Origin of the sequence: Musicola keenii (assembly GCF_014855505.1) — a bacterium.
Taxonomy (GTDB): Bacteria; Pseudomonadota; Gammaproteobacteria; order Enterobacterales; family Enterobacteriaceae; genus Musicola; species Musicola paradisiaca.
On sequence record NZ_JAAWVW010000001.1, the window covers coordinates 236,623 to 258,568 of the forward strand.

Consider the following 21,946-nt stretch of genomic DNA (forward strand, 5'->3'; position numbering starts at 1 on the left):
TTCCGTTGCGGAAATCATTGCGGGCTGCGCCGCAATCGCGTTATTGCGTGGTCGAAGGCGGTTTTCCGTCGTGGGATGATGCAGCCATTCTGAGAGGGAACGGTTATGAAATGGAATGATGGATGTGCACCGCGCGAAAAATTGATGTCCTTTGGCGTAGAGGCGCTTAGTGATGTTGAATTGCTGGCAATTTTTTTGCGCACAGGGGTTGAAGGTATTCATGTGATGGAGCTGGCGCAGAATTTGTTACAGCAGTTTGGCTCGCTGTATGGCTTGATGACGGCCGACTGGACGGCGTTTAATGCTGTGCGGGGGGTTGGTCTGTCCAAGTATACCCAACTGCAGGCGGTGGCGGAGTTGGCCCGGCGTCTGTTTTCATGTCAGCTGGCGCGAGAAGACGCCATGCTGAGTCCGGAAGTCACGTTGCAGTATCTGCAATTGTTGTTGGCGCATCAGGAACGGGAGATTTTTCTGGTGATGTTTTTGGATAATCAGCATCACGTCATCCGGTATCAGAAAATGTTCGCCGGTACCATCAACTCCGTGGAGGTTCATCCCCGGGAAGTGGTGCGCGAGGCGCTCAAATCGAATGCAGCAGCGCTGATTCTTGCGCATAATCACCCCTCTGGTAGGGCTGAGCCCAGTCAGGCTGACCGTAGGATTACCGAGCAGATCGTCAACGCTTGTCGGTTGTTGGAGATTCGGGTGCTTGACCATCTGGTAATCGGACGCGGTGAGTACGTTTCTTTTGCCGAGCGCGGGTGGATTTGAGGGATATTTCCACGATCCTTGGCGATCTTTGGTTGTTCGGGACTTGAGCGGATTCGCTTCAAAGCGTATACTACGCCACCTTTGAGAATCTTGGGTGTGGCATTAAGAGCCTATCTCAGCAGGTTTAGCCTGATGACAGAGTCTTAATCAGTGAAGTTGCTGAGATGGGCTCTAAGCCTGACGAGGCGGCCAACACCCTCTACGAAGCTCGAGCTGATTTGATTTTTGGAGAATAGACATGTCCCGAGTCTGCCAAGTTACTGGCAAGCGTCCGGTGACCGGTAATAACCGTTCCCACGCGATGAACGCGACCAAACGCCGTTTTCTGCCGAACCTGCATTCACACCGTTTCTGGGTTGAAGGTGAAAAGCGCTTTGTGACGCTGCGTGTATCTGCCAAAGGTATGCGTGTTATTGATAAAAAGGGTATTGAAGCGGTTCTCGCCGATCTGCGTGCCCGTGGTGAAAAGTATTAAGGAACTGAATCATGGCTAAAGGTGTTCGCGAGAAGATCAAGCTGGTTTCTTCTGCTGGTACCGGTCACTACTATACCACTACGAAGAACAAGCGCACGATGCCTGAAAAACTGGAACTGAAAAAATTCGATCCAGTTGTTCGTCAGCACGTCGTCTACAAAGAAGCTAAAATTAAATAATTTTAGTGAATACATAAAAACCCGGCTTAGGCCGGGTTTTTTTATCCGTAACGTTCAGTGATGACAGGAGGATGTATGCCGGAATTACCGGAGGTTGAGACCAGCAGACGGGGGATTGAACCCTATCTGGTCGGTCATACCATTCTCTATGCGGAGGTGCGTAATGCCAGATTACGCTGGCCGGTATCTCCTGAAATTCTGTCGTTGAGCGATACGCCGGTGCTGAGCGTACAGCGGCGCGCCAAATATCTGCTGATTGAACTGACGTCCGGCTGGATGATTGTGCATCTGGGGATGTCAGGCAGTCTGCGGGTACTGCCGGAGTACACTGAACCGGACAAACATGATCATGTCGATCTGGTGCTGGATAGCGGGAAAGTGCTGCGTTATACCGACCCTCGCCGTTTTGGCGCCTGGTTGTGGAGCCCAGATCCATCAACCAGCCCGGTACTGGCGCACCTGGGGCCAGAGCCATTGGGAGCGGCGTTTACCGGCGAATATCTGTTCGCACAGTCACGCGGCAGGAAGACACCAGTGAAACTGTGGGTCATGGATAACAAGCTGGTCGTGGGCGTTGGGAATATCTACGCCAGCGAATCGCTGTTCGGCGCCAGGATCCTGCCTGATCGACCCGCGGGCTCTCTGAGCGAACAGGAAGCACATCGTCTGGTCGCCACCATCAGAGCGGTACTGCAGCGCTCCATTGAGCAAGGCGGAACGACGCTGAGAGATTTTCTCCAGTCGGACGGTAAGCCAGGGTATTTTGCCCAGGAGTTACAGGTTTACGGCCGCACCGGCGAGCCTTGCCGCCAGTGCGGTACGCCCATTGAAAGCGTGAAACAGGGGCAACGCAGCACCTTTTTCTGCCGGCATTGCCAACATTAGGATTAGGCGAGATCCGCGATGCCGGCGTGGTGAGTGCGGGTGGTTTTTCCCGGTTCATCTGCCTCCAATGTGCGGCGTATTTTTCGGCGCGACATAAACGGCGAGCGCGAGGGGATGAGATATCGCCTTAATCTCCGCTCGTCGCGAGGACTGTCTGCGGCGTTGTCGGGGCGGCATCGATCCTAATTAGGCTGGCTTTGTGCTCGCCGTTTGCGCAGGTATTGCAATCGGAAAAGGGATTCAGAGCAGTTTCTGGCTTAACGCCGCTGCGATCGGTGCCGGTAAAAAATGGGATACGTCGCCGCCGTGACGCGCAACTTCCTTCACCAGTGTGGAGGAGATGAACGACCATTTTTCCGACGGCATCAGAAACACGCTTTCCAGCGTTGGCATCAGGTGCGTATTCATCTTGGCCAGCTGTAGTTCGTATTCGAAATCTGAAATCGCCCGCAGGCCGCGCACCAGAATGGTCGCGTGTTGCTGTTTGGCGAAACTGGCCATCAGATCGCTAAAACCAATCACTTCCACATTTTTCAGATACCCTGTGGCTTGCCGGGCCAATGCGACGCGCTCATCCAGAGTAAACAACGTGTTTTTGCTGGGGCTGGCGGCTATCGCCAGTATCAGGTGATCGAACATGCGCGCTGCGCGGGTGAGCAAATCCAGATGACCGTTGGTCAGCGGATCGAAAGTACCGGGGTAAATCGCTCTAGTCTTCATGGTGCTGGCCTTGGTTGCTGAGGTCGCGCTGCTGGTTCAATGTCCACAGGCCAGTATATTTGTTAAAGGTGTACTGTGCATTAACGAGTGCCAGCAAAAAGCCCTGTTTCCCGTCCAGCACCCCGCCGCGCAGCAACCAGGTTTTGACGAATGCGCCCAGGGTGTGAGTCAGAATGGACAGATAGCTGCAGCGTTTCCCTTGCCGGAAGCGAGCCCGGGCCCAGCTTTCGGCATACGCATGTTGTTTTTGCTGGAAGGTGAAAAAATCGCGACACGTCAGATGCTTCAGGTCGCCTTGCAACGTGACGACGCGGGCATTGCCGTAGGCAAGGGATTCGTGCACATCGTTGTCGTTGTAGTGGTATTGCCGGGAATAGAGACGGATCACATAGTCGGGATACCAGCCGCTGTGGCGCATGAAGCGCCCCAAAAACAGATTGCGGCGGGCACAGCGATAAACGGTATCGGCGGCGGATGATACCAGTACGGCTTCGATGGATTGGCGCAACTCAGGAGTCACTCGTTCATCGGTATCCAGCATGAAAATGTAATCGCCGCTGGCGTACTGCTGCGCCCGCTGTCGCTGTTTGCCATAACCGGGCCAGTCCGTCGTCTGATGGACGATGGCGCCGAATTGACGTGCGACCTCCAGGGTATTGTCGCGGCTGCCGGAGTCCAGCACGATGATTTCATCAGCCCAGGCGACGGAAGACAAACAATCGGGCAGCAATTCAGCCACATCCCGGCTGATGAGTACCACGGAGAGACGTTTGCGGCTCATTACTGGCTCCGGGGCGGTAGATAAGGCTCAAGCAGGGTCAGCAAGCTTTGCAGCGCGCCCTGATTCTTGTGCAATACCTCTACCGCATGGCGGCCGTAGTAACGGCGATAATCCTCATCGGCAAGCAGATTGGACGCTTGCTCCACCAGCGTGCGGGTGTCTGTGACGGTAATCAGGCCGTCGGATTCCCGCAACCGGGCGCAGATATCCTTAAAGTTGAAAATATGCGGCCCCATCAGCACCGGAATAGCATGCGCGGCAGGTTCCAGCGGGTTATGACCGCCGCGTTCGATCAGGCTGCCGCCGACAAATGCCAGATCGGCGATGCCGTAAAGCAGCATCAGCTCTCCCATGGTATCGCCAATCACCACATGAGAACTGGCTGGAGGAATGGCGCCCGAGCTGCGCAACGTGTACTCCAGGCCGGCTTTTTTCACGATAGCTTTCGCGTCGTCGAAACGATCTGGGTGACGCGGCACCAGAATCAACATCAGGGTGGGGAAACTCCTGAGCAACTCGCAGTGCGCATCAATAATGATTTTTTCTTCGCCTTCATGGGTACTGGCGGCTATCCATACCGGGCGTTGCGATGCCCATTGACGACGCAGCGTAACGGCACGCGCCGCCAGCTCCGGCGTGACGGAAATATCAAATTTTAAGCTGCCGGTGACATTGAGCTGGCTGCGTTTGAGGCCCAGATCGATAAAACGTTCGCCGTCTTCTGCATTTTGCACGGCGATCAACGTGATGCGGCGCAGCAACGCGCGCATGAAACCGCCCAGTTTACGGTAGCCGTTGGCCGAACGTTCCGACAGCCGGGCGTTGGCGATAATTAACGGGATATGGCGTTGGTGTAACGCCTGGATCATGTTTGGCCAGAGTTCGGTTTCCATCACGATCACCAGACGCGGCTGAATATGGTTCAGAAAACGCGACATCGCGCCGGGCAGATCGTAAGGCAGATAAACGTGGTAAACGTCTTTGCCGAAAGCAGAAAGTGCGCGTTCTGAACCGGTGGGTGTCATGGTGGTGACGGTGATCGGCAAAGAGGGATAACGATGACGCAATGCCCGCACCAGCGGCACCGCCGCCAGCGTTTCGCCGACCGATACGGAGTGCAGCAGTATGCCTTCGGGTTTTACCTGATTCTTGTAAAAACCATAGCGTTCGCCCCAGCGTTTACGATATGCGGGAATCTTGCGGCCCCGGAGCCAAAGGCGCAGCCAGATTAATGGCTGGATCATGTAAAACAGAAGGGTATACAGCGTTTGTAACATAATCATCGGTATTATTATCAGAGATAGCGAATTCTATATATTTATGGCGGGTAAATCTATCCTTTTAGCCGAAGGGCAAATTTGGTGTGATTTCTTACGTGAAAACAGATAATTATCTTTATGGTATTTACCTCTGACGGAAATGGTTGTTCGCGATACGTGGATAGTAGCGATGTGGAATGTTAATTAATTTGAATATATTACAGATGTATTTTGAAACAAAAAATCGAATTGATTATTTTATTCTGCAAATAGAAATAATGTTTTTATAAAATTGAAAGCAATGGAAATATTATTATGGGATTGATGGGGGGTTATTTTTTTTAATGATGGCGGGTAGGGTGAATTCAGAGAAAATACATTGTTATTTAACTGCGATTTAAACAGCGAACGCGATAGTTCGGATCCCCTCGAACTGACATGCTTGATTATTGGGATATTATCTCATTTCCTGCAGAAACCCGGCAGTTGGCGCTGCGGCGAAAGTATTTTGTACAGGATTATCGCGGGCCATTCATGTATTATGTGCGCCTCATGATTTAAGGTTTATATGATTAAGGTATAAAAAGATGTTAGACACATCTTTAAATATATTACATACCGAGTCCTCCTGCGGGTGGGGCGGGCAGGAAATCCGTATCCTGACGGAATCTCAGGGTATGATGAAACGCGGCCACAAAGTGACAATCCTGTGCTGCCCACATTCCAATATCTATCGTGAAGCCCAGGCGCGCGGTATTGCCGTCGTAGGATTGCCGATCGAGAAAAAGCGTTTTTCCGCCCTGACAGCATTGACCGGCTGGCTGAAACAGTACGGTTGCGCGTTCGACGTCATTAATACGCACAGTTCGACCGATGCGTGGCTGGTCGGTGTCGCGGGGCTGATTTTGGGCAAACGCCTGCCGCCGATGGTGAGAACGCGCCATGTATCCACCGACATCAACCAGTCCTTCACTACTCGCTGGCTTTACTTAAAGGCGACGCGCCACATTGCCACCACGGGTGAGCGTCTGCGCCAACAGCTGCATCGCGATAACCGTTATCCTCTGACGCACATGACATCGGTGCCCACCGGGATTGATTTAGATTTTTACCGGCAACGTTCCCGCCAGGATGCGCGTCAGACCATCGGCATACCGGAGCGTCCGACGCTGGGCATCCTGGCGACGATGCGCTCTTGGAAAGGCCATGCCTATCTGCTGGACGCCTGGCAGACGTTGTCGAAGGATTTTCCCGACTGGCAATTGCTGATGGTGGGCGACGGGCCGCAGCGCGCGGCGCTGGAACAGCAAGTGGCCTCGATGGGGTTGTCCGACAATGTCCTGTTCCTTGGCAATCGCGACGATGTGCCTGACTGTCTCAATAGTATGGATTTGTTTGTCCTTCCCTCCTACGGCAACGAAGGGGTGCCGCAGAGCATCATGCAGGCAATGGCCTGCGGCCTGCCGGTGGTCTCGACGACAGTAGGAGCGATTGATGAAGCGGTGGTCAGCGGCGAAACCGGTTATCTGATCGCGCCGAAGGATGCCGCTCAACTGGCGTCAACACTGCGCCAACTGATGGGTGACGATGCCCTGCGCATCCGGTTTGGTCAGGCGGCGTTGCAACGCGCGGCCACATGTTTCGGGGCTGACATCATGCTCGACAGAATGACGACCATTTTCCAGAACAGCTTGCGGACACGTAACCAGTAAATGAGTAAGTTTGCTGCCCGGTTGCAGACATTCCCGCGAGCCGCGTTGCGGTTACTGATGACGTTCCGGCGGCGTCGGCCGCAGCGGGTGTCGCGGATTCTGGTCGCCCATAATCTGTTGCTGGGCGATACGGTGATGCTGACGCCGCTGCTGGCAAAGTTGCGGCGCAATTATCCTGATGCGGACATCGTACTGTTGTGCAAACCACCGTTTGCGGAGGTTTACCGGCTGAATCCTTATGGCGTATCGCTGATGCCGTATCACCCTGCGTCGGCGGCATCGGTGAAGGCGATTGTTCGCAGCGGGCCTTACGACCTGGCTTTTGTGCCGGGGGATAACCGCTATAGCTGGCTGGCGCTGGCGGCGGGTAGCCGTTGGATCGTGGCGCATACGCCGGCAAAGCCAGACGTCAAATCCTGGCCGGTTGACGAATTTGTCGCTTATCCGCAGATGCCGACGGCGTGGAGCGACGCGGTGGCGGATATGACGCATGGCGACATGCCGGTACCGTTGGCGTGGTCGTTGCCTGATGTGGATATCGGTCTGCCTGACTCGCCTTATGTGGTTTTGCACGTTGGCGCCAGTAATTCCGTGAGGTTTTGGCCTTCCGAACGCTGGCTGGCGCTGGCGGATTGGCTGGCAAGCGAAGGGTTTACACCGGTGTGGAGCGGTGGGGGGAACGAACGTCATATTGTTGACGCCATCGATCCGACACGCCGCTATCGCAGTTTTGCCGGAGAACTGTCGCTGTCTCAGTTGTTGACCCTGCTGGCACATGCGCGTGTGCTGATTTGCGCAGATACCGGCGTGGCACATCTGGCAAAGTGGGTCGACACACCTACCATGACGTTGTATGGCCCTGGGAATCCAACGGCCTTCGGGCCGGGGCAATTCTGGCAGGCCAACCCCATTATCAATGTAGGGTTTATCCCTATTGCCTGTCGCGACCAAAAAACACTGTTCAGCCGGCAACTACCCTGGCTGGAGCGGTGCAATCGCAATGAAAAAAGTTGTCTGCAATTTTGCGACGGCCATTCCGCTTGCATGAAGGGCATCGTGTTGACGGAAGTCCAGACCGCGTTTATCCATTTATTGAGAAACACCCGATGACACAGCTCTCGTTTTCCCCACGGCGTCCTGATAACCGCGTGATGTATTTTCTGAGTGCGCTGGCTATTTTTGTCAATCCGCTGCTCGAAGCTCCTAAAAATATGGTTATGGCCTCGATGCTGCTGTGGTTTTTCTACAAAATATGCACGGACAGACGATCTCGTCACTGGTCCGGCTGGGACACTTTTTTTATCCTTTATGTTTTGTCGTATGTCGTGGCGCTGCCTTTTTCCTATTATCACACCGATGTGCGTTCGTTAACGGATGTGGCGCGTTACATTTTGTTCGGCTGGCTCATCTATCGGGCCAACTTCAGCGCCCAGCAGAAATTGGGGCTGGTGTTCTGGGCGGTGATGGGGACGGTCGTCGGTCTGATTTACGGCGCGTGGGATCATTATTACCTCGATCATGGGCAATTCTGGACGTTGAATTCGGTTGGCCACGTCAACCACGCTGCGATTTATAACGCCATCATCTGCGGTATGGCGCTGACGACACTGTTCAGTCACTGGACGTCTTTTTCCGCCGGCCGCCGCTTGCTATGGCTTGCCATGTTAGCGCTATGCCTGGTGTATGTAGCGTTTGGCGAAAGTCGGGCGACGTTCGGCGCAATCCTGGCTGTCGTGTTGTTTTTGGGGCTTGGCTTCGCCAAAAGAAGCAAAAAATTCCTGTGGGTGCCTACGCTGTTTATCGTGGGGATGATCGGCGTGGCGATCCTGAGCAATGCGCGCGTGATGGTCAAGCAGGAACAATATGACCTAGACAACAATATGCTGAGCTATCGGGATACGATCTGGCGCTCTGCTTTTGATGCCTTCAGAGAGCATCCGTTGTTCGGCGTAGGTAAGGAAAACTTCATCAAAGTCGACATCGAATGGCAAGGGGAATCGATGTTTTCTCATGTTTCTCATGCACATAACATTTTCATGAACGTGCTGGCGGAGAATGGTATCTGGGGTGAACTCTGGCTACTGGGGTTGTTGGGCGCCATTGTTCTTTCGTTGTTGCGTTGTTTGCCGAAGCGCAACGCGATGCCGGTTTCCTGGCTATCGTGGGGGGTGGCCTGCTCTGCGCTCGGGATCACCGTGATTGTCGGTCTGGTGAATACGACGTTTCATCATGAGCATGCCAATTTGGCCATGCTGTGTTTTGCGTTGTGGATCAGTCAGTATCGTTATGATCGCCAGCGGTTTATCTGATGGGCTTAAGTCGCTCGCCCATTGTCTTTTACCGTAATGCTGTAAGGGCGAAGCCGGGTTCCTGAGTGGAACCCGGTGTTGGGCCGGGCTCCGCAATCATGCGTAACGGCTGTTGGCGATTACGCTGGTGCGGGGCAGCGCCTAGATAAGCTGCTCGTAAAGCTTGAGCATGTTGTCGCTCAGAAAAGCGAGGTTGTAGGTTTCCACCTTGGCGCGGGCCTGCATACCCAATGTGTCGAACCCTGCGTCGCAGGCTGCCGTTACCGCTTGCGCCAGCCCAGCATAATCCAGCGAATCACATACAAAACCGTTCACGCCAGCCTGAATGAATTCCTTGCCGCCGCACTGTGATGAAGTGATAACCCCCAAACCGCTCGCCATGGCCTCCAGCACCACATTCGGAAAGGGATCGTAGAGCGTCGGCAGCAGCAGCATATCCGCTGCGCCATAGTAGGGGCGGGTATCGGATTGCATACCGGCAACGTGCACGCGATCCGCAACGTGCAACCGTTGCGCCAACCGTTGATAGCGGCGCACATGCTTATCTTTTCCGACCACCAGTAAATGCGGCTGATGACGGGCACCGGCGATGGCATGGATCGCTCCTGCCAGCCCTTTGCGTTCGAAGCCGGAACCGACAAACAGCATCAGCGGCGTATCATCGGCGATACCGAACTGCTGACGCACGGCGCGACGATGGGTTTGTCGCAGCGACGGGGTGAAACTATCGGTGTTGACGCCGTTGTAAATCAAATGAATTTTTTCTTCCGGTACGCCGAAGTAACGTCGAATCTCGTCGGCGACCATTCGGGAATTGCAGATCACCGCTTTCAGCGCCGGATGCTGGTACATCGCCTGTTCCTGCGCCATAACATAGCGGTGGAAACCGGACCACCAAAGCAGTTTGCGTTGCAGCGGGTTGAGAATGCGCGAGCGCTGCGTCAGCCACTCCTGATGTACGCCGTCGCCGGCACGGTAAATGTGGCAACCCGGAATGCGTTCGTGGCTCTGCACCAGGTCAAAGTCGGCAAAATGCCGGGCCGCTTCAACGGCAAAAGCGCTTTCCCGCTGAATACGCCCGGTAATACGCGGATCGCAGATGATAACCTGGCGATCCGACTGCGCGCTGCCTTCCCAACTGCGGGTAATAATGCTGATATCCAGCGAGCGATGCTGCCCGAGCGCATCCAGCGCCCGGGAAACAAAACGCTCGGCACCGCCGTCGGGGCGATATTTCTGCCTGACGATCGCCAGTTTCATGCCTGTGCCTCCAGCAATGCGGAGTCGATAGCCAGCAGCACTTGTTGCACGCTGATCTGTTGCAGACAGTCACTCACCTTGCTGCCGCCGCAGCCGTCCTTGCCGCAAGGGCGGCAGTGATGGCGTTCAGAAACAATCACTCGGTTGACGGTCATCCAGGGCGACCATTCGGTTTCGCCGCTGGGGCCGAACAACGCGACCACCGGTGTCTGCATCGCCGAGGCGATATGCATCGGCACCGAGTCAACTCCCAGCAACAACTGAGCCTTGCCGATCAGGCCGGCCAGCTCTTTGAGCGATAGCTGACCCGCCAGATCCAGCACCGGGTATTCCAATCTCGATTTGATTTCGGCGATCATCGTCATCTCGCTGTCGGCAGGCGAAGCGCTAAGCACAATAGTGTGCCCCTGCCTGCAGAGATGGTTGATGGTTTCCGCCATGGCGCTGCTTTTCCAGCACTTGAATAACCAGCGTGACGTCGGGTGCACGACGATGAACGGCTGCCCCTGCCAGTGCTGATCGCGCAGTTTCTGTTCCACTGAACGGTCGGCCGTCTCGCCGCTCACCAGCCGCAACCGACGTTCGGCCATCTCCGGTTGAATGCCCAATACCCGCAGGGTATCCAGATGGGATTCCACGGTATGGCGGCGTGAAATGCGCGGGACGCGAAACTGGAAGGTATTGCGCCAGAACGAGAGCTTATCGCGCCCGGCGTTGCGGAACGTCACGCCAGTCGGGATCCTGGCTAGCCGGGCTATCCAGAAGCCGCGCATGCTTTCAGTCAGGTGAATGATGAGGTCGTAGCGCTGCTGGCGCAGCGTTTTTAGCAGTTCCCACTCTTTGGCCATATGCCGGAAGGGCCCGAGTTTTTTCCATTTCTTGTCTACGGTATAGAGCTGGTCGATCGCCGGATGCAACGACAGCATTTCCGCGGTTTCCGCAAACACCAGCGCGTCGATGCGGGCCTCCGGATAGCGTCGACGCAGAATGGAAAACAGCGGAGAGGTCAACAGCACATCGCCGTGGTGACGGAATTTGGTAATCAGGATGCGCCTGAATTCAACGTTGCGCGGTGAAGTCACAATAGAACCGCCTTATTCAATCAGAGGAATACAGAGCTGCCAGACGTTTGCGGCGTCGAGATCCGCCAGGTTGCGGCTATTCGCCGGCCGGCAGACGAGCTGATGTTTGCCATAACCGCCGATCAACCCCGGATCGGTCGGGCCATAGAGCGTAATGTTGGGGCGATCGAGAGCCGCGCTCAAATGGCTGAGGCCGGTATCTACCGACACCACCGCACGCGCCCCGGCCAGTACGGTAGCCACCTGTTCCAACGTCAGTTTCGGCAGGACATCGACGTGGGGAAAACCCGCGGCCAGCCGCAGCGCGCGTTGGTGCTCGTGTTCTGCGCCCCAGGGCAGTTTGATGCGTAATCCACTGGGGGCGGCCAGTGCGATCAATTTGCGCCAGTGCGCTTCGGGCCAATGTTTTTCATCCCGCGTGGTGGCGTGCAGAAAAACCAGATAGCGCCTGGCATCGGCGGGCGGCGTGGTCAGGAAGCGCGCCGCAATCGCGTAGTCGCCCTGCTCTGCAGGTTTGCGGTAATTGAGGCTGACGGCGAACAGTTCACGGATACGTTCTACCGCGTGCAACTGACGAGCGACCGGGTGGCGATACTGATAAAACCAGCTCGCCAGCGGTTCGCGCACACTTTTCCAGTCGAGGCCGTGTCGTGGGCCGCGAGCCAGACGAGTGACCAGCAGCGCGCTTTTGAGCAGCCCCTGGGCGTCGATGACCGCGTCGTAGCGCTTTTCCTGCAGTTGCGTTTTGAAGCGGGCTCTCTCTTGGCGTATTGGGCCGCTGAACCAGTTTTTGCGCCAACGCCGGATGGCGACGGGAATGACGCGATCGACTGCGGGATGCCAGCCGGGGATCTGGGCAAACCCTTCTTCCACCACCCAATCGAACTGGAGGCCAGGGATGATATTCATCGCGTCGGTCAATGCTGGCAACGTGTGCAGTACATCGCCCATGGACGAGGTTTTGACGATCAGCACCCTCATGCGGGGTCTCCCTGTCCGGGCAAATAATCGGCCAGCGCCGCCAGCACTTGCGAGGGCTGTATGTCGATCAGACTTTGGTGATATCCCTGTTCGGCATCGCCCTTACGCACCCGGTGGTAGCCGGTAATCAGCCGGATAACCCGAGCCTGATGGGACAGCGGCGGCGTGAAGTCCGGGCTGCTGGGGCCATACAGCGCGACCAGCGGCCGACCGAGCGCGGCGGCGACGTGCATCAGACCAGAATCGTTGCTGACGACGGCCTGACAGGCGGCAAGCAACACCACGGCCTGATCGAGCGAGGTCTGCCCGGACAGATTAATACAGTATTCACGGGTACTCTCGTCGAGCGTCTGGCGGATATCTTCTCCGGCCTGACGGTCATTGGCGGAGCCGAACAGGATGACCTGATAACCCTGTTTGATCAGCCTCTGCGCCAGCGCGCCGTAGTGGTAATGCGGCCAGCGTTTGGCGGGGCCAAACTCCGCGCCGGGACAAAAACCGATCGATGGCCGCGCATCCATCAGATTGAACGCGGACGTAACATCGGCGATCTCCGTTTCACTGACCTGCAACTGCGGCCACAACAGTGGTTGTGGAAGGTCATCAGCCCGGCGGATGCTCTCCCGCGCATAGGCCAGCGCCACGTAACGCTGCACCATCAGGGGAAAGGCCGTTTTATCGAGAGGCCGGATGTCGTTGAGCAGACCATAACGCATTTCGCCGCGCCAGCCGGTGCGACGAGGGATGGCGGCAAAAAACGGCACCAGCGCGGACTTGAAGGAATTGGGCAGCACAATGGCGCGATCGTAATCCTGCTCCCGCAGGTTGCGCCCCAACTGGCGGCGCTCTCCCAACGCCAACGCACCATGGCCTAGCGGCATCGCCAGCGCCTGGTTGACTTCGGGCATCCTGGCCAGCAATGGGCGACACCAGGCGGGAGCCATCACGTCAATGATGGCATCCGGATGCTCGGCCTTCAGGGTGCGATACAGACTGTGAGACATCATCATATCGCCCACCCAGGACGGGCCGATAACCAGAATTTTCATCACCGTTAGAGGTTCCTTGCGCTAGAGCGAAATCAGACGCTGCGATTCAGCCAGGCCATGTAATCGGCCACGCCTTCCGCCACCGTTTTGAACGGTTTGTCATAGCCGGCGCCGCGCAGGTTGGTCAGATCGGCCTGGGTGTATGCCTGGTAGCGGCCTTTCAGTTTTTCCGGGAAGGGAATGTACTCCAGGCTGCCTTGCTGATGGTATGCCAGTACCGCATCGGCCACCGCTTGGAAGGACTCGGCGCGGCCAGTACCGCAGTTGAAAATGCCGGAAACGCCGTGTTGCCAGAACCACAGGTTGACGGCGGCGACATCGCCGACGTAGATGAAATCACGTTTAAAGCTCTCGCTGCCGGAGAACAGTTTCGGGTTTTCACCCTGATTGATCTGGGTGTTCAGATGGAACGCCACGCTGGCCATGCTGCCTTTATGGCCTTCGCGCGGGCCGTAGACATTGAAATAGCGGAAGCCGCATACCTGAGAATCCGCATCCGGCAGGATGTCGCGCACGTACTGATCGAACAGAAATTTGGAATAGCCGTAGACGTTCAGCGGTTGTTCGTACTGGCGATTTTCCACAAAGTTGTCGACTCGGCCGCCATAGGTCGCGGCGGAGGACGCATAAAGGAAGGGAATGCTGCGTTCCAGACAGTAGTGCAGCAGCTCCTTTGAGTATTGATAGTTGTTTTCCATCATATACTTGCCATCCCACTCGGTGGTGGAAGAGCAGGCGCCCTCGTGGAAGACGGCATCAATATCGCCAAAATCATCGCCGGCCATAATACCGGCGATGAAATCTTCTTTGTCCATGTAGTCGGCGATATCCAGATCGACCAGATTGACGAATTTAGTGCCGTCCTTGAGGTTATCAACCACCAGAATATCCCGGTGTCCGGCGTCATTCAGCGCCTTCACGATGTTGCTGCCGATGAAACCGGCGCCGCCAGTCACGATAATCATGGGAGTTACCTTGTTTTCAGTTTGCTGATGGAGCACCGTGCTCCACACTGGTTGACCGCTATAATAGCATTTCATTTCCCCGCAGACAGCTTACGGCCATTCCTCCAGCGTTTTCCTGCGAAAAGGTTCGCATTAACCTTGTGCGCGAGATGACACTTTGCACATTCTTCATCAGCCGGATTCGCAGTTCTTCACTATCTTGGGAGTATCCAGCAGCGAAACGCCGGTGTTCTATCGTAGAGTGGTTTCCAGTTCTGGTTTAAGGAGCAAGCGATATGCCCTCGTCTTTTTATCAACAGCTGAATTCACAACTGGCCTCTGTGCGCGCCGATGGGCTCTTCAAGGAAGAACGCATCATGACGTCCGCTCAGCAGGCGCAGATCTCCCTATCACAGGGGGACGAGTTGCTCAATTTTTGCGCCAACAACTATCTCGGCCTGGCCAATCACCCGGCGCTTATTGATGCCGCCAAGGCGGGATTGGACAGCCATGGCTTCGGCATGGCATCCGTGCGTTTTATCTGCGGCACGCAGGACAGCCATAAAGCGCTGGAGCATCGGCTGGCGGCCTTCCTCGGCATGGAGGACAGCATTCTTTATTCTTCCTGCTTCGACGCCAACGGAGGATTGTTCGAAACCCTGATGGGGCCGGACGACGCCATCGTTTCCGACGCCCTGAATCATGCGTCGATAATCGACGGCATTCGGTTGTCGAAAGCCCGACGCTATCGCTATGCCAACAATGACATGCAGCAGTTGGAGGCGCGATTGAAGCAGGCTCGCGCCGACGGCTGTCGATACATTCTGATCGCCACCGACGGCGTTTTTTCCATGGATGGCGTTATCGCCAATCTGCGTGGAATTTGCGATCTGGCCGAGCGCTACGATGCACTGGTGATGGTGGATGATTCCCATGCGGTGGGCGTTGTGGGGGAGAACGGTCGCGGTACGCACGAATACTGTCAGGTCATGGGGCGGGTGGATATTATCACCGGTACATTGGGTAAGGCGCTGGGCGGCGCATCCGGCGGTTATACCGCCGGCCGGCGCGATTTGGTGGAGTGGCTGCGTCAGCGCTCACGGCCTTATTTGTTTTCCAACTCGCTGGCGCCGTCGATCGTATCGGCATCGCTGCGGGTGCTGGATTTGCTGGAGGACGGAAACGAACTGCGTCAGCGATTGTGGCGCAACACCGCGTTGTTTCGCGAACGGATGACGGCGGCGGGGTTCCAACTGGCGGGCGCGGATCACGCCATCATCCCGGTCATGCTGGGCGACGCTCGCCTGGCACAGGCGTTTGCCGCCGGGTTGCAGCAGGAGGGCATTTACGTTACCGGCTTTTTCTACCCCGTGGTGCCGCACGGGCAGGCGCGTATTCGCACTCAAATGTCGGCAGCGCACACGCCCGAACAGATAGCGCAGGCGGTGGCGGCCTTTATTCGTGTCGGGCAACGGCTCGGCGTCATCGGGTAGGGAGAAAGCGTATGAAAGCGCTGGCGAAATTGCGGCCGGAGCCCGGCATCTGGCTGACGGATGTGCCTCAGCCGGAACCCGGCCATAACGATGTCATGATTAAAATCCGTAAGACGGCGATTTGCGGTACGGATGTGCATATCTATAACTGGGATGCCTGGTCGTAGAAGACCATTCCGGTGCCAATGGCTGTCGGGCATGAGTACGTCGGGGAAATCGTCGCGATCGGCCAGGAGGTGGAGGGATTTCATGTCGGCGACCGGGTGTCCGGCGAAGGGCACATCACCTGCGGCTATTGCCGCAACTGCCGGGCCGGGCGGCGCCATCTCTGCCGCAATACCGTGGGCGTCGGGGTGAACCGCCCCGGCGCGTTCGCCGAGTATCTGGTGATCCCGGCCTACAATGCGTTTCGTATTCCCGATGCGATCCCTGATGATATCGCCGCCATTTTCGATCCGTTCGGCAATGCGGTGCATACGGCGCTCGCCTTCGATCTGGTCGGGGAGGATGTGCTGGTCAGCGGCGCCGGGCCCATCGGCGTGATGGCGGCGGCGATTTGCCGACATGTCGGTGCGCGTCATGTCGTGATTACCGATATCAACGATTACCGTTTGGCGCTGGCACGCCGGATGGGCGTCACCCGGGCGGTGAACGTGGCGCGGGAGTCGCTGCCGGAAGTCATGCGCGAGCTGGGGATGACGGAAGGTTTTGACGTAGGGTTGGAAATGTCCGGCGCGCCGCCGGCGTTTCGCACACTACTGTCGGTTATGAACCACGGTGGGCGCGTCGCCATGTTAGGCATTCCCTCGGAGGCCATGGCGGTGGACTGGAGTGAAATCATCTTTAAAGGGCTGGTGATCAAGGGGATCTACGGCCGTGAAATGTTCGAAACCTGGTACAAGATGGTCGCACTGATTCAGTCCGGGCTGGATTTGTCGCCGATGATTACCCATCGTTTTGCCATCGACGATTTTCAACAGGGGTTTGACGTCATGCGTTCCGGGCAGTCCGGCAAGGTGGTGCTGAGTTGGGATTAGTCGGCGAGTGCCCTGAAAACGCGAGGCAGGGAGCATCGCGTGTGCCTGTGGCTCGTGCAGCGTCGCAAGCCGGGCGGTTCTGTTCGGTGACACGGTTCCGTCACATGGTTTTAACGGTAACGCGGTTTTAACAGTGACGCGGTTTTAACAGTGACGCGGTTTTAACGGTAACGTGGTTTTAACGGTAACGCGGTTTTAGCCGTCACATGGTTTTAACAGTGGCGCGATTTTAACGGCGTCATCACCGCCAGCGGTTGCCGCCCATCATTGTCGGAAGACCAACTCACCTCGCCAAGTTTTCCAACGTTGCTCCAGGTAGACGATGGCGGCGCTTTGCATCACGTCGGCGGCCAGCCGTTGCAGCATGTCCTGCTGTGTGATGGGCGGCAACGGCACTTTGCTGATGCATTGGCGAATTGGGCGAATGGCGTGTTTTCCCACGGGTATGCGTGCCGAGGCGGTATAGACCGGTACCGGTTCGTAATGGCGCGGCGCACTCTCCGGCTCGTTTAACAACTGGCTGGGACGCACCAGTTCGATGTCGGGCGGCAGCGTCGGCAACATTTGCTGCAATACCTGAATGGTGGCGGGGTGGGGATGGCCGATGGCGATGGCGACGCCGTCGCGCCGCGCCAGTTCTACCGCCCGGTTGAACTGACGGCGGATATCGGCCGTGTTCTGCGTATCGTCCAGGAATACTTTGCGTTTGAGCACCCGAATGCCAGTGCCTGCCGCGGCGCGGCTGGCCTGGCTGCTGCCGATGGTCATGCTGTCTAGAAAATACAACCGGTAGGCGGTCATGGCCTGCATGACTTTCTGCATGCCCGGCAGGCTGGCGGTCATGGCGCTGCCCATATGGTTGTTCAGCCCGACGGCGTAAGGGACTTTGCCGACGGCGTCGCGCAGGATCCGTGCGATTTCCTCACTGCTCATGTCCGGGCGCAGCGTATCCCGTTCCAGCGGTTGTTTGCTCATCGGCGCCATGGGTAAATGAATCAGCACTTCCCGCCCTTGAGCATGCGCTTTGGTCGCCATGTCCCGAGCATAGGGGGCATTCGGTAATACAGCGACCGAGATCGCGACCGGCATCGCCAGTACCTGGTTCTCGTTATGCGGACGGTAGCCGAAATCGTCGATGACCAGCGCCAGTTTGCCCGCCCAGGCGGGCAGCGCCAGTACGCAACTGACGAAAAGCGATATCACGCGGAGAATCAATGAGCGCAAACCTTACCTTCCTAACCAGGGTAACGGATTGACCGCCTGCCCCTGACGACGAATTTCGAAATAGAGAGCCGGCTGGCTCTGTCCACCGCTGTTGCCGACCAGTGCGATAGGCTGTCCAGCCTTGACCTGTGCGCCGACGTTGACCAGCGCGCTTTGATTGTAGCCGTACAGACTCATGTCGCCTTTGCCGTGTTCAATCACCACGACCTGGCCATATCCTTGCAACCAGTCGGCCATCAATACGGTGCCGTCGGCGATCGCCTTGACTTCCGCGCCAGCGGCGGCGCTGATCACCAGGCCTTTCCAGCGCAATTCGCCTTGCTGCTGTTCGCCGAAACGATGCAGGGTACGGCCGCGAACCGGCCAGATATATTGCCCGCTGGGCGGGCCCAGCCCGCCGGTGCGTGCCATCAGCGAGCGCTCATTTTCATTCGGTTTATAGCGGGTGCCGCTGCGTTTCGCCTGCTCTTCTTTTTCACGGATACGCGCCGCCTCGCGGGCTTCTTTTTCCGCCCGCGCTTTTGCTTCCCGCTCGGCTTTGGCGATTTGGTCGCGTAGCCGGGTTTCGTTTTGACGCAGTTCAGTGAGTTGTTGCTGGTCTTTTTCCAGCGAATTCTCCAGCGAACTCAAGGTGTTTTGACGCTCGCCCTGCGCTTGTTCCAGCGTTTTCTGCTGCTGTTGCTGGTCGCTCATCAGGCGCTTTTGCTGCGCCTGCTTCTGTTCAATCTGCTGTTTTTGTGCACTGAGCTCGCTGCGCGTTTGCTGCAGGTCGTTGATGGATTTTTCCCGCGCCTGGTTGAGATAATTGAAGTAGGCCAGGATGCGCTCGCGCCGTTGGTTTTCTTCGCCGCTGAGGATTAATTGCAACCCGCTGTGCTGGCCTTGTCGGAATGCGGCGTCCAACTGTTGCGCCAGTAAGTGTTCCTGTGTTTTCTGGCGGGCTTGCAGCGCCGAGATGGAAGCGCTCAGACGGTTGATTTCCTGATTCAGTCGCTCCAGCGTATTGCGGGTTTCATGCAGTTGCCTGCTGGCCTGGGAGATGGATTGTTCTTGCTTTTTTAACTGCTCCAGCAGGGCGCCACGCTGTCTTTGCTGTTCTTTGACGCTTTTTTCTTTAGCGGCAATGTCTTGCTGCAACGATTTGAGCTGCTGCTGGTTGTCTTCGCCCCAACTGCGGCACGGCAATAGCAGCACGCCAACGCACAGCGCGCTGGCGCACCGAATCAGCAGTTTGTGACGACCCGTCAGCAGCGGAACGGAAGGCGCATTTTCGTTCATGGCGAAAGATTATTTCACGATGCTTTGCGCCTTACCAGTTGTCTTGCCAAGGATTTCTATTTCCAGGCATGACAGCGTTTATTCGCCGTAGCAGCCCGAAATCACGGCGTTAGCCGAGTTTTCTTCCTGATTTATGGCGAGCTCCGCAGAATCATGATGCGATGTTGGCGAACGGGCTGTAATTGCGGTATCGCACAGGTATACTCAGACACCCTGTATTTTTATTGCTTAACTGATTCCGGAGTCGTTACACCCCATGCAAGAGATTATGCCATTCATCAGCAAGCACCCGATCCTGAGCGTGGCTTGGATTGCCCTGTTGGTCGCCGTCATCGTGCTTACGGTGAAGAGTAAATTTTCCAAGGTCAAAGAAGTGGCTCGTGGTGAAGCGATCCAATTGATTAATAAAGAAGATGCTGTTGTGGTGGATCTTCGCAATCGTGATGATTTCCGTCGCGGCCATATCGCCAATGCCGTCAATGTGCAGCCTAATGACATTAAAAACGGCAGCCTGGGTGAGTTGGAGAAACACAAAGCGCAAGCGATCATCCTGGTCTGTGCCAATGGTATGGCTTCGCGTGAAGCGGGTGAAAATTTGTATCGCGCAGGGTTCGAACGTGTATTGACCCTTAAGGATGGTCTGGCTGGCTGGAGTGGCGAGAATCTTCCTTTAGTGCGCGGGAAATAACAAGAATTGGCCGGAAGAGCCAGATTCTGTCTATACCCTAAATAATTCGAGTGGCAGGAAGACAGCAAGTGAGTGAATGGCGATGAGCTTACCCCGGTAAGTGAGTCGGGTGAACGAACACCGCCAATGCGCCTGCAACTTGCAGTATGACGGGTATATATGTCGGCGTTCAGTCTCTGTGACAGGCAGTTCGTCGGGAAAATTAAACAAAGGGTATTTTCAACATGTCTGAACAAAACAACGTCGAAGTGAATTTCCAGATCCAGCGCATTTACACCAAAGATATCTCTTTCGAAGCGCCGAATGCGCCGCAGGTCTTCCAGCAGGAATGGAATCCGGAAGTCAAACTGGATCTGGACACGGCCTCAACCCAACTGGCTGACGACGTGTATGAAGTGGTGCTGCGCGTGACCGTGACTGCCACGATCGGCGAAGAAACGGCATTTTTGTGTGAAGTTCAGCAGGCAGGCATCTTTACCGTCGGCGGTATGGAAGGCCAGCAGTTGGCTCACTGCCTGGGTGCTTACTGCCCGAATGTACTGTTCCCGTATGTGCGCGAATGCATCACCAGCCTGGTTTCCCGCGGTACGTTCCCGCAATTAAATCTGGCGCCGGTCAATTTTGATGCCCTGTTCATGAACTATCTGGAACAGCAGGCCGCCAACGAAGGCGCTGAACAGAATCAGACGCTGGATGCCTGATGAATATGTCGCAAGCCGCCATGACGGTGATCGGTGCCGGTTCCTACGGCACCGCTCTGGCGATTACGCTGGCGCGCAACGGCCATCAGGTTGTGTTGTGGGGGCATGACCCCGCGCATGTACAGGCGTTGCAGGCGGCGCGGTGCAATCAGGCTTTTCTGCCGGATGTGCCTTTCCCCGAGACCCTGCGGTTGGAAGCCGATTTAGCGCAAGCGGTAACGGCCAGCCGTAATATTTTGGTGGTGGTGCCGAGCCATGTGTTCGGCGACGTATTGCGTCAGATAAAACCGTTCCTTCGCCCAGACGCCCGTCTGGTGTGGGCGACCAAGGGGTTGGAAGCGGACACCGGGCGTTTGCTGCAGGATGTGGCGCGCGAAGTGCTGGGCGATGATATTCCGCTGGCGGTGCTTTCCGGGCCGACGTTCGCCAGGGAGCTGGCCGCCGGTTTGCCGACGGCGATTGCGCTGGCGGCGACCGATCGTGCGTTTTCCGATGATTTGCAGCAGTTGCTGCACTGCGGCAAAAGCTTCCGCGTTTACAGCAATCCCGATTTTATCGGCGTTCAACTGGGTGGCGCCGTCAAAAACGTGATTGCTATCGGAGCGGGCATGTCCGACGGTATGGGGTTCGGCGCCAATGCCCGTACTGCGTTGATCACCCGTGGGCTTGCTGAAATGACCCGGCTTGGCGTAGCGTTGGGGGCCGACCCCGCGACGTTCATGGGGATGGCGGGTCTGGGCGATCTGGTGCTGACGTGCACCGATAATCAGTCGCGTAATCGCCGCTTCGGTATGATGCTGGGGCAGGGGATGGATGTGACGACGGCGCAAGCGCAGATTGGTCAGGTGGTGGAAGGATATCGCAATACCCGTGAAGTGATGGCGCTTGCCCAGCGTTACGGTGTGGAAATGCCGATCACCGAACAGTTATGGCAGGTGCTGTACTGCAGTAAGGATGCCGGAGAGGCGGCGTTGACGCTGCTGGGGCGAGCCAGCAAGGATGAAGTCCTGCGTTAGTCATGCCGGTTATTCCTGGGCATATTCCGGTCGCATGGCATCGCGGCGTCCGTATTACCGGGCTTCCCACGGGAGGCCCGTTGTCGTTTCGTTCTGATGTGG

Annotated in this window: 21 protein-coding genes and 1 pseudogene; 12 read left to right on the plus strand and 10 right to left on the minus strand. The window is 56.5% G+C overall.

The genetic code is table 11. The features are described 5' to 3' along the window. The first annotated feature begins 105 nt into the window (after positions 1-105). From radC to mutM, 4 genes are all read left to right on the plus strand, one after another. Positions 106-771 carry a RadC family protein gene (gene radC / locus HEP82_RS01070; protein WP_192456399.1) on the plus strand — a complete coding sequence of 222 codons (666 nt, stop codon included), beginning with the start codon at positions 106-108 and terminating at the stop codon, positions 769-771. A gap of 238 nt (positions 772-1,009) precedes the next feature. Next, complete coding sequence (gene rpmB, locus HEP82_RS01075; RefSeq protein WP_012763801.1) at positions 1,010-1,246, plus strand: 50S ribosomal protein L28; 237 nt, start codon at positions 1,010-1,012, stop codon at positions 1,244-1,246. A gap of 11 nt (positions 1,247-1,257) precedes the next feature. Then, on the plus strand, positions 1,258-1,425 hold the full coding sequence (rpmG, locus tag HEP82_RS01080) for a 50S ribosomal protein L33 (RefSeq protein ID WP_012763802.1): 168 nt from the start codon (positions 1,258-1,260) through the stop codon (positions 1,423-1,425). 75 nt (positions 1,426-1,500) lie between these two features. Beyond that, positions 1,501-2,310, plus strand: a complete 810-nt coding sequence (gene mutM / locus HEP82_RS01085) for a bifunctional DNA-formamidopyrimidine glycosylase/DNA-(apurinic or apyrimidinic site) lyase (protein WP_192456400.1) — start codon at positions 1,501-1,503, stop codon at positions 2,308-2,310. Between the two features lie 240 nt (positions 2,311-2,550). On the opposite strand, the gene coaD is transcribed toward mutM, so the two are convergent. Genes coaD through waaA form a run of 3 tightly spaced genes read right to left on the minus strand, consistent with a single transcriptional unit; the run spans position 2,551 to position 5,088 of the window. Continuing rightward, entirely contained in the window at positions 2,551-3,030 is a 480-nt protein-coding gene (gene coaD, locus HEP82_RS01090) for a pantetheine-phosphate adenylyltransferase (protein WP_192456401.1), read from the minus strand. Next, complete coding sequence (locus tag HEP82_RS01095; RefSeq protein ID WP_192456402.1) at positions 3,020-3,811, minus strand: glycosyltransferase family 2 protein; 792 nt, start codon at positions 3,809-3,811, stop codon at positions 3,020-3,022. Before HEP82_RS01095 ends, coaD begins: the two co-directional genes overlap by 11 nt. Beyond that, positions 3,811-5,088: a lipid IV(A) 3-deoxy-D-manno-octulosonic acid transferase gene (gene waaA / locus HEP82_RS01100; protein ID WP_192456604.1), complete on the minus strand. Its 1,278-nt coding sequence runs from the start codon at positions 5,086-5,088 to the stop codon at positions 3,811-3,813. The genes HEP82_RS01095 and waaA overlap by 1 nt, the downstream gene beginning before the upstream one ends. A gap of 569 nt (positions 5,089-5,657) precedes the next feature. Between waaA and HEP82_RS01105 the strand changes: the two genes are divergently transcribed. Genes HEP82_RS01105 through HEP82_RS01115 form a run of 3 tightly spaced genes read left to right on the plus strand, consistent with a single transcriptional unit; the run spans position 5,658 to position 9,091 of the window. After that, positions 5,658-6,782 (plus strand): glycosyltransferase family 4 protein, encoded by a 1,125-nt coding sequence (locus HEP82_RS01105; RefSeq protein ID WP_192456403.1) that lies wholly within the window; start codon positions 5,658-5,660, stop codon positions 6,780-6,782. Beyond that, positions 6,783-7,892, plus strand: coding sequence for a glycosyltransferase family 9 protein (locus tag HEP82_RS01110; protein WP_192456404.1), 1,110 nt, complete (start codon positions 6,783-6,785; stop codon positions 7,890-7,892). Continuing rightward, a complete protein-coding gene (locus HEP82_RS01115; protein ID WP_192456405.1) occupies positions 7,889-9,091 on the plus strand; it encodes an O-antigen ligase family protein in 1,203 nt (400 codons plus the stop codon). The genes HEP82_RS01110 and HEP82_RS01115 overlap by 4 nt, the downstream gene beginning before the upstream one ends. Positions 9,092-9,232: 141 nt before the next feature. Here HEP82_RS01115 and HEP82_RS01120 read toward each other — a convergent pair whose 3' ends face one another. From HEP82_RS01120 to rfaD, 5 genes are read right to left on the minus strand one after another with little or no spacing between them, the layout of a single operon-like run. Then, the gene (locus HEP82_RS01120) at positions 9,233-10,351 is read right to left on the minus strand and encodes a glycosyltransferase family 4 protein (protein ID WP_192456406.1); all 1,119 of its coding nucleotides are present in this window, start codon (positions 10,349-10,351) and stop codon (positions 9,233-9,235) included. After that, the gene (gene rfaQ / locus HEP82_RS01125; protein ID WP_192456407.1) at positions 10,348-11,433 is read right to left on the minus strand and encodes a putative lipopolysaccharide heptosyltransferase III; all 1,086 of its coding nucleotides are present in this window, start codon (positions 11,431-11,433) and stop codon (positions 10,348-10,350) included. The genes HEP82_RS01120 and rfaQ overlap by 4 nt, the downstream gene beginning before the upstream one ends. 12 nt (positions 11,434-11,445) lie before the next feature. Further along, complete coding sequence (gene rfaC / locus HEP82_RS01130) at positions 11,446-12,414, minus strand: lipopolysaccharide heptosyltransferase RfaC (protein ID WP_192456408.1); 969 nt, start codon at positions 12,412-12,414, stop codon at positions 11,446-11,448. Beyond that, positions 12,411-13,463 carry an ADP-heptose--LPS heptosyltransferase RfaF gene (gene rfaF, locus HEP82_RS01135; RefSeq protein WP_192456605.1) on the minus strand — a complete coding sequence of 351 codons (1,053 nt, stop codon included), beginning with the start codon at positions 13,461-13,463 and terminating at the stop codon, positions 12,411-12,413. The genes rfaC and rfaF overlap by 4 nt, the downstream gene beginning before the upstream one ends. 32 nt (positions 13,464-13,495) lie before the next feature. Next, positions 13,496-14,428 (minus strand): ADP-glyceromanno-heptose 6-epimerase, encoded by a 933-nt coding sequence (gene rfaD / locus HEP82_RS01140; RefSeq protein ID WP_192456409.1) that lies wholly within the window; start codon positions 14,426-14,428, stop codon positions 13,496-13,498. Positions 14,429-14,703: 275 nt separating this feature from the next. Between rfaD and kbl the strand changes: the two genes are divergently transcribed. Then, positions 14,704-15,900 carry a glycine C-acetyltransferase gene (gene kbl / locus HEP82_RS01145; RefSeq protein WP_192456410.1) on the plus strand — a complete coding sequence of 399 codons (1,197 nt, stop codon included), beginning with the start codon at positions 14,704-14,706 and terminating at the stop codon, positions 15,898-15,900. An 11-nt stretch (positions 15,901-15,911) separates the two neighbouring features. Then, a pseudogene (gene tdh, locus HEP82_RS01150) lies at positions 15,912-16,937 on the plus strand (L-threonine 3-dehydrogenase). Between the two features lie 264 nt (positions 16,938-17,201). Here the strand turns inward: tdh and HEP82_RS01155 are convergent. After that, positions 17,202-18,149 carry a divergent polysaccharide deacetylase family protein gene (locus tag HEP82_RS01155; RefSeq protein WP_407938269.1) on the minus strand — a complete coding sequence of 316 codons (948 nt, stop codon included), beginning with the start codon at positions 18,147-18,149 and terminating at the stop codon, positions 17,202-17,204. Between the two features lie 15 nt (positions 18,150-18,164). After that, positions 18,165-19,439 (minus strand): murein hydrolase activator EnvC, encoded by a 1,275-nt coding sequence (gene envC, locus HEP82_RS01160; RefSeq protein ID WP_192456412.1) that lies wholly within the window; start codon positions 19,437-19,439, stop codon positions 18,165-18,167. Between the two features lie 256 nt (positions 19,440-19,695). Here envC and HEP82_RS01165 point away from each other — a divergent pair, with 256 nt between their 5' ends. The 3 genes from HEP82_RS01165 to gpsA all read left to right on the plus strand — a co-directional run bounded on the left by HEP82_RS01165 (position 19,696) and on the right by gpsA (position 21,844). After that, positions 19,696-20,127: a rhodanese-like domain-containing protein gene (locus HEP82_RS01165; protein ID WP_192456413.1), complete on the plus strand. Its 432-nt coding sequence runs from the start codon at positions 19,696-19,698 to the stop codon at positions 20,125-20,127. 224 nt (positions 20,128-20,351) lie between these two features. Next, positions 20,352-20,828 (plus strand): protein-export chaperone SecB, encoded by a 477-nt coding sequence (gene secB, locus HEP82_RS01170; RefSeq protein ID WP_192456414.1) that lies wholly within the window; start codon positions 20,352-20,354, stop codon positions 20,826-20,828. Then, positions 20,828-21,844: an NAD(P)H-dependent glycerol-3-phosphate dehydrogenase gene (gene gpsA / locus HEP82_RS01175; RefSeq protein ID WP_192456415.1), complete on the plus strand. Its 1,017-nt coding sequence runs from the start codon at positions 20,828-20,830 to the stop codon at positions 21,842-21,844. Before secB ends, gpsA begins: the two co-directional genes overlap by 1 nt. Positions 21,845-21,946: the final 102 nt, after the last annotated feature.